General features: G+C 68.4%; 14 protein-coding genes. 6 read left to right on the top strand and 8 right to left on the bottom strand.

The window, feature by feature from the left end:
• Position 1 precedes the first annotated feature (1 nt).
• Together ACZ5Z0_RS10230 and ACZ5Z0_RS10225 are read left to right on the top strand one after the other, a co-directional pair.
• A complete protein-coding gene (locus ACZ5Z0_RS10230; RefSeq protein ID WP_464108322.1) occupies positions 2-1,579 on the top strand; it encodes an amino acid permease in 1,578 nt (525 codons plus the stop codon).
• 109 nt (positions 1,580-1,688) lie between these two features.
• Positions 1,689-3,014: an ATP-binding protein gene (locus ACZ5Z0_RS10225; RefSeq protein WP_464108321.1), complete on the top strand. Its 1,326-nt coding sequence runs from the start codon at positions 1,689-1,691 to the stop codon at positions 3,012-3,014.
• A 15-nt stretch (positions 3,015-3,029) separates the two neighbouring features.
• On the opposite strand, the gene ACZ5Z0_RS10220 is transcribed toward ACZ5Z0_RS10225, so the two are convergent.
• Together ACZ5Z0_RS10220 and gluQRS are read right to left on the bottom strand one after the other, a co-directional pair.
• On the bottom strand, positions 3,030-3,641 hold the full coding sequence (locus tag ACZ5Z0_RS10220; protein WP_464108320.1) for an HD domain-containing protein: 612 nt from the start codon (positions 3,639-3,641) through the stop codon (positions 3,030-3,032).
• A 9-nt stretch (positions 3,642-3,650) separates the two neighbouring features.
• Positions 3,651-4,547: a tRNA glutamyl-Q(34) synthetase GluQRS gene (gluQRS, locus tag ACZ5Z0_RS10215; RefSeq protein ID WP_464108319.1), complete on the bottom strand. Its 897-nt coding sequence runs from the start codon at positions 4,545-4,547 to the stop codon at positions 3,651-3,653.
• A gap of 327 nt (positions 4,548-4,874) precedes the next feature.
• Here gluQRS and ACZ5Z0_RS10210 point away from each other — a divergent pair, with 327 nt between their 5' ends.
• Positions 4,875-5,333, top strand: coding sequence for an Lrp/AsnC family transcriptional regulator (locus ACZ5Z0_RS10210; protein ID WP_464110765.1), 459 nt, complete (start codon positions 4,875-4,877; stop codon positions 5,331-5,333).
• A 54-nt stretch (positions 5,334-5,387) separates the two neighbouring features.
• Here ACZ5Z0_RS10210 and ACZ5Z0_RS10205 read toward each other — a convergent pair whose 3' ends face one another.
• Complete coding sequence (locus tag ACZ5Z0_RS10205) at positions 5,388-5,843, bottom strand: Lrp/AsnC family transcriptional regulator (protein WP_464108318.1); 456 nt, start codon at positions 5,841-5,843, stop codon at positions 5,388-5,390.
• A 105-nt stretch (positions 5,844-5,948) separates the two neighbouring features.
• On the opposite strand from ACZ5Z0_RS10205, the gene ACZ5Z0_RS10200 reads away from it, so the two are divergent.
• The gene (locus ACZ5Z0_RS10200; RefSeq protein WP_464108317.1) at positions 5,949-6,635 is read left to right on the top strand and encodes a LysE family translocator; all 687 of its coding nucleotides are present in this window, start codon (positions 5,949-5,951) and stop codon (positions 6,633-6,635) included.
• Positions 6,636-6,660: 25 nt separating this feature from the next.
• Here ACZ5Z0_RS10200 and ACZ5Z0_RS10195 read toward each other — a convergent pair whose 3' ends face one another.
• The 5 genes from ACZ5Z0_RS10195 to ACZ5Z0_RS10175 all read right to left on the bottom strand — a co-directional run bounded on the left by ACZ5Z0_RS10195 (position 6,661) and on the right by ACZ5Z0_RS10175 (position 11,636).
• Complete coding sequence (locus ACZ5Z0_RS10195; protein WP_464108316.1) at positions 6,661-7,626, bottom strand: hypothetical protein; 966 nt, start codon at positions 7,624-7,626, stop codon at positions 6,661-6,663.
• Positions 7,627-7,668: 42 nt separating this feature from the next.
• Entirely contained in the window at positions 7,669-8,169 is a 501-nt protein-coding gene (locus ACZ5Z0_RS10190; protein WP_464108315.1) for a DUF456 domain-containing protein, read from the bottom strand.
• 35 nt (positions 8,170-8,204) lie between these two features.
• On the bottom strand, positions 8,205-9,428 hold the full coding sequence (locus tag ACZ5Z0_RS10185; protein WP_464108314.1) for an NAD(P)-dependent malic enzyme: 1,224 nt from the start codon (positions 9,426-9,428) through the stop codon (positions 8,205-8,207).
• A 218-nt stretch (positions 9,429-9,646) separates the two neighbouring features.
• Entirely contained in the window at positions 9,647-10,243 is a 597-nt protein-coding gene (locus ACZ5Z0_RS10180) for a TetR/AcrR family transcriptional regulator (RefSeq protein WP_464108313.1), read from the bottom strand.
• Between the two features lie 127 nt (positions 10,244-10,370).
• Complete coding sequence (locus ACZ5Z0_RS10175; protein WP_464108312.1) at positions 10,371-11,636, bottom strand: MFS transporter; 1,266 nt, start codon at positions 11,634-11,636, stop codon at positions 10,371-10,373.
• Between the two features lie 103 nt (positions 11,637-11,739).
• On the opposite strand from ACZ5Z0_RS10175, the gene rraA reads away from it, so the two are divergent.
• Both rraA and ACZ5Z0_RS10165 read left to right on the top strand, forming a co-directional pair.
• The gene (gene rraA / locus ACZ5Z0_RS10170) at positions 11,740-12,234 is read left to right on the top strand and encodes a ribonuclease E activity regulator RraA (protein ID WP_464108311.1); all 495 of its coding nucleotides are present in this window, start codon (positions 11,740-11,742) and stop codon (positions 12,232-12,234) included.
• Positions 12,235-12,375: 141 nt separating this feature from the next.
• The gene (locus ACZ5Z0_RS10165) at positions 12,376-14,028 is read left to right on the top strand and encodes an MDR family MFS transporter (RefSeq protein WP_464108310.1); all 1,653 of its coding nucleotides are present in this window, start codon (positions 12,376-12,378) and stop codon (positions 14,026-14,028) included.
• Positions 14,029-14,078: the final 50 nt, after the last annotated feature.

Genomic DNA, 14,078 nt, shown 5'->3' with positions numbered 1-14,078 from the left:
CATGACTTATCCAGAAACTGACCGCGCCCAAAAACCGCCGGTCCAGGAACAGCCAACCCGGCAGCAGGCAGTCTCCGACCACACCATTCCGGCGCATGCCCACGCCTCCGAGGCCGCACTCCATGCCGAAGACCAGGGTTACCACAAGGGCCTGAAACCCCGGCAGGTCCAGATGATCGCGATCGGCGGCGCCATCGGCACCGGCCTGTTCATGGGCGCCGGCGGCCGGCTCGCCACCGCCGGGCCGGCCCTGATCATCAGCTACGCCCTCTGCGGGTTCTTCGCGTTCATGATCCTGCGCGCCCTCGGCGAACTCGTGATGCACAGGCCGTCGTCAGGGTCCTTTGTCTCCTACGCCCGCGAATTCTTCGGTGAGAAAGCCGCGTTTGTCACCGGCTGGCTGTACTGGCTGAACTGGGCCATGACCGCGATCGTGGACATCACCGCCGTCGCGCTGTACATGAACTTCTTCAAGAAGTACTGGGCGCCCATCGCTGACGTGCCGCAGTGGACCTGGGCCCTGGCCGCCCTGATCCTGGTCCTTGGCCTGAACCTCATCAGCGTCAAGGTGTTCGGCGAACTCGAGTTCTGGTTCGCGCTCATCAAGGTAGTGGCGCTCATGTCCTTCCTGATCGTCGGCATCTACTTCGTCGTCTTCGGCACGCCCGTCGCCGGCCAGGAGGTCGGCTTCAGCCTCATCGCGGACCACGGCGGGCTGTTCCCCAACGGCCTGCTGCCGGCCATCGTGGTGATGCAGGGCGTCGTGTTCGCCTACGCCTCGATCGAGCTGATCGGCACCGCGGCGGGCGAGACCGAAAACCCGGAAAAGATCATGCCGCGGGCCATCAACACCGTGATCGTGCGCATCGCCGTGTTCTACGTCGGCTCCCTCGTGCTGCTCTCGTTGCTGCTGCCCTACAGCTCCTACAAGGCCGGCGAAAGCCCGTTCGTGACGTTCTTCGGCTCCATTGGCGTCGACGGCGTGGACGCCATCATGAACCTCGTGGTGCTGACCGCGGCGCTGTCCTCGCTCAACGCCGGCCTGTACTCCACCGGCCGGATCATGCGGTCCATGTCCGTCTCGGGTTCCGCGCCGAAATTCGCCGCGCGGATGAACAGGGCGGGCGTCCCCTACGGCGGTATCGCCCTCACAGCCGGGGTGGCCGTCCTGGGCGTCATCCTGAACGCCGTCGTCCCGGCCGAGGCCTTTGAGATCGTCCTGAACGTCGCGTCACTGGGCATCATCAGCACCTGGGCCATGATCGTCCTCTGCCAGATGCAGCTTGCCCGGCTGGCGGCCCGAGGTGAACTGCTCCGGCCCTCCTTCCGGATGCCCGGCGCACCAGTCACCGGCTGGATCACGCTGGCCTTCCTGCTGGCGGTCCTGGTCCTGATGGCCTTCGACTCGCCCGTGGGCACCTGGACGATCGCGTCCCTGGTTATCATCGTGCCGCTCCTGACGCTCGGCTGGCGCCTCTGCAGGCACCGGATCCTGGAAATCGCCGCCGTCCGCGACGGCTTCACCGGGCCGTACCCGCTGGTGGCCAACCGTCCTTCGGGGAACTCCGGGGTCGAATAGAACCCGGCGTAACGGAGGGGTCGGGAACGCTGCCGCCGGGTCCGGTTCGCCTAAGCTCGGAGGAAGAAGTTCCACCTGGCTCAGCGACGAACCACCCGGGAGACACCTCATGACCAACTGGCGAATCAGGGATTTCCACTCGGCCGACCTGGACGGGATCCTGCACCTCTGGGAGTCCCTCAAGGCCACGAACGTCGAGCCGGTCTACGCGCTCTCCGAGGTCCTCGCCTCGTGCGAGAAGGACCACGCCGTCGTGGCCGTGCAGGGTGACCAGGTGGTGGGCGCCGCCGTCGGCCGCGCCGCGCACGACCAGGGCTGGATCGTCTTCCTGGCCACGCTCCCCGAGTTCCGCGGCCGCGGAATCGGCACCTCGCTGCTGGCCGCCGTCGAAAACCGGATGGCCCCGCACGGGCTGAACAAGCTCTCTGCGCTGATGCCGGAATCCGAAACCCGCGTCGAGGCCTTCCTGAGCCGCGGTTTCGTGCTGAAGAAGAACCTGCGCTACTTCGAACGGAAGATCCCGGTGCAGCGCCAGGAGCTCGAACCGCTGAGCCAGCTGGGCGGCCGGATCCTGGCCCGCGACCTCTGGGAAAACGTCGCCGGCATGCGGAACGAGAAGGAACTGCTGGAACGCCGGCTGGTCCTGCCGCTGGCCGAGGCAGACCTCGCCGACGAGTACGGCGTTGTCCCGCCGCGCGCGGTCGTCCTGTTCGGGCCGCCCGGCACCGGCAAGACCACCTTTGCCAAAGCGATTGCCTCCCGTCTGGAGTGGCCGTTCGTAGAAGTCTTCCCGTCCCGGCTCGCCTCCGACCCCAAGGGCCTGGCCGGCGCGCTGCGGGAGACCTTCCTCGAGATCGCCGAGCTGGAACACGCCGTCGTCTTCATCGACGAGGTGGAGGAAATCGCCTCGCAGCGTGCCGGGGATCCGCCGTCGCCGCTGCAGGGCGTCACCAACGAGCTGCTCAAGATCATCCCGGCCTTCCGCGAACAGCCCGGCCGGCTGCTGGTCTGCGCCACCAACTTTATCCGGGCCCTGGACTCCGCGTTCCTGCGCCACGGGCGCTTCGACTACGTCATTCCAATCGGCCTGCCGGACCGGCTGGCCCGCGAAGCCATGTGGCAGCGCTTCATCCCGGCGACGGTGGTGGATGACGTCGACGTCGAGCTGCTGGTGGACCGCACCGAGGGCTTCTCCCCCGCGGACATCGAATACGCGGCGCGCAGCGCCTCCCAGCGCGCGCTGGAGAGCGCAGTTTACGGAATGGACAGCGACGGCGGCGCGGCGTCGGGGAGTGCGGCGTCGGTCCGCGAGGCGGTCCGGAAGGGGCCGGTGACGCAGGACTACCTCGACGCGATCGCGGACACCCGGACTACCGTCAGCGCCGAGGTGCAGCAAGATTTCCTGGAGGACATCGACCTGCTGGGCCGCGTCTAGCCCTCGGGGCTGTCCCTACGTGGTGCTGTCGTAGGACAGGTTCTCGTAGTCGGTGTCGTCGGCCTCGTCGAGCATCTCGTCGAGCTCCTCCAGCAGCCACGGATTGATCCGGGCCAGGATCTTGCGGGTTTCCTCGACCGGGACCGCGGCGTAGAGCACAGGCCGGGCGTCGGCGTAGCGCGTGACCGGAGGCTTGTCCGGCCACTTCTCGGCCAGCGCCTGGACCCGTTCGGGCAGGGAGTTGTGCGCGTTGTCGGCGATCTTGACCAGGGTGGCGTCGTGGTCCTCGGCGATGTAGCGGATCCCGGCCTGGTAGTCATCCGGGTTCTCGTGGAGGCGCTTCGTGACCCGCTCGATGATGTCCACGGCCCGCTCGGAAACGCCCATGTCCAGCAGCGCCTGCCGCGTCATCGGGGTGTCCTCCGCAATGTCGTGCAAGTAGCCGGCAATCCGGACGTCGTCATCGAAGTCGGCCAGCGCATCGCCGACGGCGATCACGTGTTCGCGGTAGGGCCGCTTGAGCTTGTCCTTCTGCCGGTTGTGGGCCACCTCGGCGAGGACTTTGGCAGTCTCGACGGTAAAACCCGGCCTCGGGGAGGACGCTTCACGGAACTCTGGTTCTGACATGTTTCCAGCCTACGCGCCGCGCCCGCCCATCCCCGGCCACACCCACGGCTCCCGGGGCAGGGCGGCTGGGTCGAATGCGGCCAGCGCGTGGTCCAGGGACCCCGCGGGCAAGCCCAACGACGCCAGCAGCGCATCGCGCACCCGCTCCACGGGGACCCCTGCGGCGGCGAGGTCAGCGAGGGTGACCGCCCCGTCGCGTTTGGCCAGCCGGGCGCCGTCGGCGTTCACCACCAGCGGCACGTGGGCATATTCCGGAACGGGAATATCTAAGAGGGTGGCCAGGTAGGCCTGCCGCGGGGTGGACGGAAGCAGGTCATCGCCGCGCACCACCTGGTCGATGCCCTGCGCTGCGTCATCCACCACGACCGCCAGGTTATATGCAGTGACACCGTCGTTGCGGCGGAGCACAAAGTCGTCCACGACGCCGGTGAAGCCGCCGTGCAGCACGTCCCGCACGGTTGCCTCGGCGACGGCCGCGCGGAGCCGGACCGCCGCGGGCCTGACAGCGCGCTTACCGGCCCGCTCGGCCTCGGAAAGGTTCCGGCAGGTGCCCGGATACGCCCCTTGCGGGGCGTGCGGCGCGGACGGCGCCTCCTGGATCTCGCGGCGGGTGCAGAAGCATTCGTAGGTTAGCCCGGCAGCGGCCAGCCGCTCAATCGCCGCCGCGTAGAGGTGTTCACGGTCGGTCTGCCGGACGACGTCGCCGTCCCAGCTCACGCCGATCGCCGCCAGGTCGCGGAGCTGCTCCGTCTCGGCGCCGGCCCGGGCGCGGTCCAGGTCCTCCACCCGCATCAGGAAGCGGCGGCCGGTGGACCGGGCGAAAAGCCAGGCGAGGATCGCGGTGCGAAGGTTCCCCACGTGCAGTTCGCCGGAGGGGCTGGGGGCGAAACGACCGGCTGTTGTCATGGCACCAGCCTATGCGGAGCAACACAAGAGCCCCTCAGCCACCGATGACTTCGGAGATCCGACGTCGGGGGCTCAGGGGCTCTTGCCGTTTGGGTGTGCGGAATGACGATGCGTGAACAAGAGTCAATCAGCGGCGGGCTCCTTGCGGGGCCTCATCCAGAGTCCGGGTGGTGTACCGGGGGATCCGTAGCCTTCGGGTGCCGGCGGTGGCCCGCATCCCTTGTTGCCACTATTTGAGCAGGCGTCGTACAGTTGGTGCAACAGACATGGTCCTTATTGGTCAGACTGACCAGATCGCATCAGAATGATTGGCAGGAAGTGGTCAGATTGCAGCAGCTGGACGCGACGGACCGGCGGATCCTCCTCGCCCTCGATGCGGACCCGCGGGTCCCCATCATGGTCCTGGCCCAGAAGCTCGGCCTGGCCCGCGGGACGGTCCAGTCCCGCCTGGAGCGGATGACGGCGTCGGGCGCGCTCCGGCCCAACAGCAGCAGGGTGCTTCCCGCCGCACTGGGCCGCGGGGTGGCGGCGGCGGTCAGTGCGGAGCTGGACCAGAGCCACCTGAATGAGGCGATCGCCGCACTGCGGAACATCCCGGAGGTGCTGGAGTGCCACGCGCCCGCAGGCGACACCGACCTGCTGATCCGGGTGGTGGCCACGAGCCCGGACGACCTATACCGTGTTTCCGAGGAAATCCGCCTCTGCCCCGGCATTGTGCGGACCTCCACGAGCATGTTCCTGCGCGAGGTCATCCCCTACCGGACCACAGCCCTGCTGGACGGCTAAGCCGCCGGGCCAGACCCTGCCGCATCAGACACTGCCGCATCAGACCCCGCCGGGTCACACCGGCGGCCCGGCGTTCGACTTCAGGTTCTTCATGACCAGGGTGGAGGTCAGCCGCTCGACGCCGGGCAGCGAGGTGAGTTCGGCGTCGTAAAAGCGCTGGTACGCCGGCAGATCCTCTGCAATGACCTTCAGCAGGTAGTCCGGTTCGCCGAAGAGCCGCTGGGCCTCGACAATGTTGGGGTTCTCGGCCACGCGGTTTTCGAAGATCTCCATCGTGGCGCGGTCCACCTGCCGCAGTGTGACAAAGACAATCCCCTCGAAGCCAAGCCCCACCGCGGCCGGGTCGATGTCGGCGCGGTAACCCCGGATGACCCCCCTGGCCTCCAGTTCCCGGAGCCTGCGGTGGCACGGCGCCACGGTGAGGCCGACCTTCGCGGCGAGCGCGGTCGCCGTCATCCTCCCGTCTTCGCGAAGGTAGCGCAAAATACTTCTGTCGACGTGGTCTATCACGCAATAACCTTACCCTCGGCGCGGCGAACTGAGCGAAATCAGTAAACACTTATGGGCGGTAAATTCCTAGGCTTGTTTCTGTAGCCGCACCTTCAGGAGACCGCCATGAATCCCCAGCTTTTCCTCGCCTTCATCGGCGTCGCCGTGGCCCTCGCCTGCACCCCCGGCGTGGACTGGGCCTACTCGATTGCGGCCGGGTTGAGGGAGCGCAGCTTTGTACCGGCGGTTGCGGGCCTGTGCGGCGGCTACGTCGTGCATACAGCGCTCCTGACCGCGGGGCTTGCCGCCGTCATCACCGGCATGCCCGGGCTCCTCGGCTGGCTCACGGTGGCGGGCGCGGCCTACCTGCTGTGGCTGGGCGCCGGCACGGTGCGGTCGTGGCGGAGTGCCAGCTTCGGTGCGCAGCCCGTTACCGGTCCGGCGGCCCCGGCCAACGCGCAGGGCACCGCCCCCGCCACCGCCAATCAGTTCCGGATCTTCCTGCAGGGCATGGGTACCAGCGGCATCAACCCGAAGGGGTTGCTCTTCTTTGTCGCCCTGGTGCCGCAGTTCGTCAGCCCGGACGCCGCACTGCCGGTGCCGCTGCAGTCCGGCCTGCTGGGCCTCACCTTCGTGCTGCTGGTGGCGGTGATCTACAGCTGCGTGGCCCTGCTCGCCCGCAGGCTCCTGCACTCCCGGCCCGGAGCAGCCCGGCGGGTGACGCTCGCCAGCGGGGTCATCATGGTGGCCCTGGGCCTCGTGCTGCTGGGCGAGCAGCTGGTTCCGGTGGTCGCGGGGATTGCCCGGCAGTAGCCCCGCCGCCTCCGCCCGCAACGGATCATTCCCCGTTCAACGCCTTCCATTCCTGTTCCCAGAGCCTGCGTTCTTCCGCGTCCTTGCGAATGACTTCGAAGGTTTCGAGCTCGACGGGCCGGCCGCGCAGCCAGTCACGGGGATTCAGTGACTTGCGCCCGTTGTCCAGGAGCAGCAGGGCGCGGTCCGTCAGGGCATCATTGCGGAGCGCCAGGTGGGTCTTCCGCCGCCGGAGAACCTCCTTCAATGCCATCTGGGAGGCCTTGGGCGCCCCGAGGCGGCGCAGCGACCGCGCGCGGATCAACAACAGCGCAGCCGAGAGGTCATCGGCATTCAACAGCCCCTCCGTCCAGACGGTCACTTCCTTGTCCCGGCCCAGCGCAAACGCCACCGAGCACCGGGCCAGGGCCGCGGGCAGCGAGGGCGGCAACGAGGCAACAGTCTGCAGCGCCGCCTCGAGGTGGCCTGTCTCGCGGAGGGAGTGCGAAAGCGCCAGGAACACCGCTTCCTCGCTGAAGAGAATCGGAACCTCAAGGCGCTCGGCCACCTCAACCCGGGTGACCACGCGGGCCAGGTAGCCGGACGCGAACTGGTTGGCGTCGTCGTCGTTCCTGGTGGTGAGGCCGCGCTGGAGGAGTTCCGAGGCGCGCAGGTACCCGCCTTGCTGGTGCGCCAGGAGCCCGGCCAGCACGTAGCACAGCCCGGCCCAGCCGGGGTAGGCGCGGCCCGCGGCGATCAGCCGGTTGGGGTCGGCGTTGTGGAAGGTCGCCTCGTACACCGCCCTGGCTGCCTTCCCGGAGATCCGCTTAAGCCGGGGGATGGTGCCGTCCACGTTGAGCAGCGCCCCGCTCCGGCCGCCGAGCGCCGTGTGCAGGATGCCGCCGACGCCGTCCGCGATGTCACGCACCGGTGTGCGGACCTGCGGGCTGCCGAACGGGGTGAGGTCGCGGGTGTCGCGGTAAATGGGTCCCAAGGACTGTCCGGCGCTCATTCTTCCATGCTAATAGCGCGCGCCGGGCGGCCGGCCGAACGGCTAAGCGGCAGCGGCCACCCAGACGCCGATCACCCAGGTGCTCGCGGCCAGGCAGGCCAGTCCGAACTCGGTGATCATGCCCAGGCCGGTGGCTTTCAGGGCCGCCCAGCTCGAGGTGACGGCGGTCCGCCAGGCGCGGGTGCGGTGGAGCTCGCTGAGCAGCAGTCCGGCAGCGAAACCCACGAAGAGGCCCACCACCGGAATGAGGAACATCCCGGCGACGCCGAACACCAGGCCCGTGACGACGGACCGGCCGGGAATGCTGTGTTGCTTCAGCTTCCGGCCGGTCAGCACGGCGCCGGCGGTCATCCCGGCCAGCACCAGCACCAGGCCGATGCCGAAGACGACCCAACCGGTGGCACCGGCGCCGCCCCAGAGCGCCCAGGCCAGCAGACTCAGTCCGATCAGGATGCTGCCGGGCAGGACGGGCACGATGATGCCCGCCACGCCCACCAGGATGGCCAGGCCGCAGAGGATGGTCACGACGGTGTCGGGGTTCATCGCCCCAGTCTAGGGCTGGCGGCGGCGGCGGTTGCCTACTCCGCCTCCACCGCAGCGGCGACGGCCGCCGAGACGGCCGGGGCCACGCGCGGGTCCAGCGGGCTCGGCACGATGTAATCGGCGGAGAGCTCGTCCTCGGCCAGTTCGGCGATAGCGCGGGCCGCGGCCAGCTTCATGGCCGGGGTGATGCGGCGGGCCCCGGCATCGAGGGCGCCGCGGAAGATGCCGGGGAACGCCAGGACGTTGTTGATCTGGTTGGGGAAATCGCTGCGGCCGGTGGCGACGACGGCGGCGTACTTGGACGCGACCTCCGGCAGCACCTCGGGGTCCGGGTTGGAGAGGGCGAAGACGATCGCGCTGTGGTTCATCAGCTTCAGGTGCTCCTCGTCCAGCCGGGAGGAGGAGACACCGATGAACACGTCGGCGCCAAGGAGCGCCTCGCCCGGGCCGCCGACAACGCCGCGGGGGTTGCTGCGGGCCGCGAGCTGCGCCTTCTTGCTCGCCGGATCCGCGGCGATGTCCGCGCGGTCCCGGTTGATCACACCGCGGGAGTCCAGCAGCACGACGTCGTCGATGCCGGCGGTCAGCAGGATTTCGGCGACGGCGATCCCGGCCGCGCCGGCACCGGACACCACCACGCGGAGCCCTTCCAGCTCGCGGGAGGTGACCTTTGCGGCGCCGGTCAGGGCGGCGAGGACGACGACGGCGGTGCCGTGCTGGTCGTCGTGCATGACCGGGCAGTCGAGGGCCTCGATCAGCTTTTCTTCGAGTTCGAAGCAGCGCGGCGCCGAGACGTCCTCGAGGTTGACCGCGCCGAAGCTGGGCCGCAGGCGGACCAGCGTCTCGACAATCTCGTCGACGTCGGTGGTGTTGAGGACCAGCGGGATGGAGTCGAGGTCCCCGAACGCCTTGAAGAGGGCGGATTTGCCTTCCATCACGGGCAGCGAGGCGCTGGCCCCGATGTCACCGAGGCCCAGCACGGCGGTGCCGTCGCTGACCACGACCACCAGGCGCTGCGCCCAGGTGTGGGTCTTGGCCAGGTCCGGGTTGGCGGCGATGGCGCGGCTGACCTGGGCGACGCCGGGCGTGTAGGCGATGGAGAGATCGCGTTTGCTGGCCAACGGGACGGTGCTGGCGATGGAGAGCTTGCCGCCCTCGTGGGCGGCGAAGATTTCCTCGTCGCTGAGCGCTGCTACCGGCGCGTCTGAGGCTCCGTCGGGGGAGGTGGAATTGGCGGGAATGATCGTTTCAATGGACACGTCGTTGTCTCCTGGGGCTCACCGTGGGCGTACGGCACTTGGCTGCTGGGGCACAGTGGTGCCCGAGATGGTCTGGGGGAACTTCGCGGGCGGCCCGGGGGTGGCGGGCCTGCGGTGAAGCTCCCGGAAGTGCTGGCGCTGGCGCCGCTCCGGTTCTGCCATGGTAGACAACGCAGCGCCCCGGCGGAGATTCATCCAGACATATTCCGGTAACTGGTCTAGACCGGCTTCGCGCTCCCGCGCCCCCGTGAAAGCAGGGAGCAGGCCTTCTTGAGGTCTTCCTCGGCCTCGAACAGCGAGAGCCTGCGGCAGCGGACGGACTGGACCAGACCCGTGACGGTGAGCAGCAGGACCCGGGAGACGGCCGGGTCGCCGCTGAGCGCCGTCACGGCCTTCTCCGCGGTCGCGTCGATGTCCCGGAGCAGCCGGGTGGTGTCCGTGTCCTTCGCGTAGACCACCCGGTTCAGGCATTGCTCCACCGCAGGCTGCATGAGGCGCATGTGGAAAATTTCCATCACCACACCCACCAGCGCATGCACCGGAACCCTGGTACCGGACGGCCACTCGCCGAGGTGCAGCTCGCCGAGCTGCTTGCGGTACAGGGCCAGCATCAGCTGGGTCGAGGAGGGAAAGTAGCGGTACAGGGTACCCAGCGGCACGTCTGCCTTGGCCGCCACCTCCGAGAGCACCACGGAGTCCAGGCCCTTCCGGGCAAAGCCGGCCGCGACCTCAAGGATTCGCGCATAGCGCCGCCGCTGGCGGGGAAGGGTGGGCGGCGGGGCCATTGGCGGAAGATCCGAAGGGAATTCAGGCATCAGCAGCGTTCCGGGGTCGTTTTTCTCGGCAGCCGGGAGGGTTAGTCCACAGCGCTGCCGCGGGAATCCCGTCCACTATACGGCACGTCAGGGGGCCGAATGCCAGTCAAACGGGGTGCCGGCGGCCCTAGTCCACGCCCGTGATCTTCACCACAAACACGGCTCCCAGCAGACCGATCACCGCGGCGGCCACGTAGAGCGAAACGTACCCTCCCCAGTAGGCCACAAAGGGGTAGGCGATGAGCGGCGCGAGCACCTGGGGCAGCGAATTGGCGATGTTGATAACCCCCAGATCCTTGCCTCGGTTCAGCGCGGTGGGCAGCACCTCGGTGATCAGGGCAAAGTCCACTGCCAGGTAGGCGCCGAAGCCGATGCCAAGCACCGAGGCCCCGATCAGCGCCCCCGGCCAGGTGGGGGCCACGGCCAGGATCAGCGCGGCCACTGCGATGATGGCCGAGGAGAGAATGACGAGCGGTTTGCGGCGCCCCATCCGGTCGCTCAACCTGCCGCCGACCACACTCGTGATGATGACCATGACCGCGTACAGGCCGGTGAGGATCAGGACGCCGGACTCCGCCGCCAGACCCTGCGTCTGGGGCAGCCGGACCGCGTCGGTAAGGAAGAAGAGCAGGTACAGCGTCACCATGTGGTTGCCGATGTTTACCAGCAGCCGGGTCAGCCAGGCCCAGGCAAAGTCCGGGTACCGGACCGGCGAAATCCAGAAGTTCAGGGCGAATTCCGCGAGCTTGAAGGGCGGCCGCCCGGCCCGCGGCAGCGCGACGTCGTCGTTCTTGAAGAAATACAGCACGACGCCGGCCAGCAGCGCCAGGGCACAGACCAGATAGCCGAGCGCGAAGTTGCCGGAGACGACGGCGGCGATCACCGCGCCGGCGAGGACGCCCACGGTCTGGCCCATCGCCGCGAGGCCTCCCACCGTGCCGCGCTGCGGCGCAGGCACCCGGTCCGGAATGGCGGCGGTGATGGCGGCGTACGCCCCGTTGCAGCCGGCCTGCACAAGACACCAGAGGATGGTCATGACGGCGACGTTGGGGGCCCCGGCGAGCGCGGCGAGAGCGGCCGCACCGAGGATCGCGCCGAAGAGCACCCAGGGCACCCTGCGGCCCCGGCGGGCAGCGGTCCGGTCGCTGAGCGCACCGAACAGCGGGTTGGCCACGAGCGACACCGCCGCCCCTGCCCCGGTGACCAGGGCCAGGATGGCCTCCTTTTCGCCCTCGTTGAACGCCGCGGCCTGCTGGCCGAGCAGCACCTGGAGCGGGCCGAAGAAGGCCGCATTGATGCCAACGTTGACCAGGACGACGCCGGCGGTCCACGCCGGGCGGACCGGGCGCTGCGGTTCGGCAAGGGCGGCCACTGCGGTGTCGGACAGGCTCATGTGGTTCCCCCCGGAACTGATGACTGAAGCTGATGATCAGTGTGCGCCCAGACTATCGTGGGCATCAACGCCCGCCAGCTATTGCCGAGAACCAGGAGAACCCGTGCCAGACTCGCCCCTTAACCCCGCCAGCCCCGTCAACACCGCCGACCTGTTCGACGAGCGGGGCGAGGAGCTGGACTCCATTGCCCTGCAGTTCCAGTCGCTCGGCGGCCTCACCCACTTCAGCGGTCCCGTCCGGACCATCCGTTGCCGGGAGGACAACGCCTTGGTCAAGACCATGCTCGGCACACCGGGCAACGGCGCGGTGCTGGTGGTCGACGGCGGCGGCTCGCTCCGCACAGCGCTGATGGGGGACATGATCGCGGCGAGCGCGGTGGAGAACGGCTGGGCCGGCGTCATGATCAACGGCGCCATCCGGGACCGGGTGGCGATCGCCGGGCTTCCGCTCGGGGTGAAGGCCCTCGGCAGCAACCCGCGCAAGAGCGCCAAGGCCGGGGCCGGCGAGACAGACGTGGAGCTGGATATCGACGGCGTCGCGATCCGGCCGGGCCAGCGGATCTGGTGCGACCCGGACGGGATCCTGCTGGAACGCTGAGCGTTTTCACAGCCGGCCCCCGAGGGACGGGGAACGCGGAAGGGAACGCGGCGGGAACGCGGCGGGAACAAAGTAGCCGGTAAGATAGTTACTGAAAGCAACCTTCCTGCTTGACCCCATAAACTTCCCCTTGGAGCAGTCATGTCCAAAACCACGTCCTCACGCCTGCCCGGCGAGGTCCTGACACACCGTCAGACCATCACCGTCATGGTGGGCCTTATGCTCGGCATGTTCCTGTCGTCGCTGGACCAGACCATCGTGTCCACCTCGATCTACACCATCGCCAATGACCTGGACGGCCTCTCGCTGCAGGCCTGGGCCACGACGGCGTACCTGATCACCTCCACAGTGAGCACGCCGCTCTACGGCAAGCTCAGCGACATCTTCGGCCGCCGCCCGCTCTACCTCGCCGCGATCCTGATCTTCCTGGCCGGCTCGCTCTACGCCGGCTCCGTCCACTCGATGACCGAGCTGGCGATTGCCCGCGGCATCCAGGGCATGGGCGCCGGCGGCCTGCTGGCCCTCGCGCTGACCATCATCGGGGACATCGTGGCGCTGAAGGACCGTGCCAAGTTCCAGGGCTATTTCATGTCGGTCTTCGGCATCTCCTCCGTGCTGGGGCCCGTCATCGGCGGTGCCTTCGCCGGTACCACCACGATCCTGGGCTTCGACGGGTGGCGCTGGGTCTTCTTCATCAACATTCCGATCGGCCTGGCGGCCCTCGCCGTCGTGTTCCTGTACCTGCACCTGCCGGCCAAGCACCTCAAGCAGAAGATCGACTACTGGGGCGCCGCCGCCATCACCCTGGCGATCGTGCCGCTGCTGCTCGTCGCCGAACAGGGCCGGACCTGGGGCTGGACCTCCACCGGCGCCTTCCTTTGCTACGGCCTCGGGGTGCTCGGCATCGTGGCGTTCCTGCTGGCCGAAAAGCGGGCCGGCGACTACGCCCTGATCCCGCTCCGGCTGTTCCAGAACATCACCTTCGGGCTCTCGTCGCTGCTGAACTTCATCATCGGCGTCGGCATGTTCGGCGCCATCGCGATGCTGCCGATGTACCTCCAGCTGGTCAAGGGCCTGACCCCCACCGAGGCCGGCCTGATGATGATCACCTTCACCGTGGGCATCCTCACCGGCTCCATCACGGCCGGCCGGACCATCTCGGCGTCGGGCACGTACCGGATCTTCCCGATCCTTGGCACCGCCGTCCTGACCGCGGCCGCCGTCGTCATGGGCCTCTCCCTCGGCGTGGACACCCCGCTCTGGGTGCCCGGTGCGATCGCCGTGTTCTTCGGCCTGGGCCTGGGCTTCTGCATGCAGCCGCTCACCCTCGCCATGCAGGTCTCGGTCCCGGCCAAGGACATGGGCGTGGGCACCTCCTCGGCCGCGTTCTTCCGCTCCATGGGCGGGGCCGTCGGCACCGCCGTGTTCATCTCGATGCTGTTCAGCCTCGCGGCGGATAAGATCGCCACGGGCATGAAGGACGCCGTGCAGAACGCGGACTACCTCAAGGTGCTCAAGGACCCGGCCGTCGCCGCCGACCCCGCCAACGCTAAGCTCTACGCCTTCTTCAAGAACGGCGCCAGCAACGACTCGCTGAACGACACGAGCTGGCTGCACACCGCCAACTCGGCGCTGACCCGGCCGATCACCGAAGGCTTCGCCCAGTCGATCGACGCCGTCATGCTCACCGCAGCCGTGCTCACCGGTGTTGCCTTCCTGATCAGCTTCGCACTGCCGAACAAGAAGCTCACCGACCCGAAGGCCGCCGCCAAGGAGTCGGTCCCGGCGCACTAGGCACCCGCGCAATCGCGTCACGGCAGGCAGTCTTTTGGACTGCCTGCCGT

This window comes from Arthrobacter sp. T2-23 (genome assembly GCF_055398325.1).
Note: the sequence above shows the minus strand (reverse complement) of the source record. Positions and strands in the feature narration are given on the sequence as shown.

Coding starts and splice junctions, on each gene's coding strand:
- ACZ5Z0_RS10165 (WP_464108310.1), top strand. CDS start 12,376: ATGTCCAAAACCACGTCCTCACGCCTGCCCGGCGAGGTCCTGACACAC.
- ACZ5Z0_RS10180 (WP_464108313.1), bottom strand. CDS start 10,243: ATGCCTGAATTCCCTTCGGATCTTCCGCCAATGGCCCCGCCGCCCACC.
- ACZ5Z0_RS10175 (WP_464108312.1), bottom strand. CDS start 11,636: ATGAGCCTGTCCGACACCGCAGTGGCCGCCCTTGCCGAACCGCAGCGC.
- ACZ5Z0_RS10220 (WP_464108320.1), bottom strand. CDS start 3,641: ATGTCAGAACCAGAGTTCCGTGAAGCGTCCTCCCCGAGGCCGGGTTTT.
- gluQRS (WP_464108319.1), bottom strand. CDS start 4,547: ATGACAACAGCCGGTCGTTTCGCCCCCAGCCCCTCCGGCGAACTGCAC.
- ACZ5Z0_RS10190 (WP_464108315.1), bottom strand. CDS start 8,169: ATGAACCCCGACACCGTCGTGACCATCCTCTGCGGCCTGGCCATCCTG.
- ACZ5Z0_RS10230 (WP_464108322.1), top strand. CDS start 2: ATGACTTATCCAGAAACTGACCGCGCCCAAAAACCGCCGGTCCAGGAA.
- ACZ5Z0_RS10225 (WP_464108321.1), top strand. CDS start 1,689: ATGACCAACTGGCGAATCAGGGATTTCCACTCGGCCGACCTGGACGGG.
- ACZ5Z0_RS10195 (WP_464108316.1), bottom strand. CDS start 7,626: ATGAGCGCCGGACAGTCCTTGGGACCCATTTACCGCGACACCCGCGAC.
- ACZ5Z0_RS10200 (WP_464108317.1), top strand. CDS start 5,949: ATGAATCCCCAGCTTTTCCTCGCCTTCATCGGCGTCGCCGTGGCCCTC.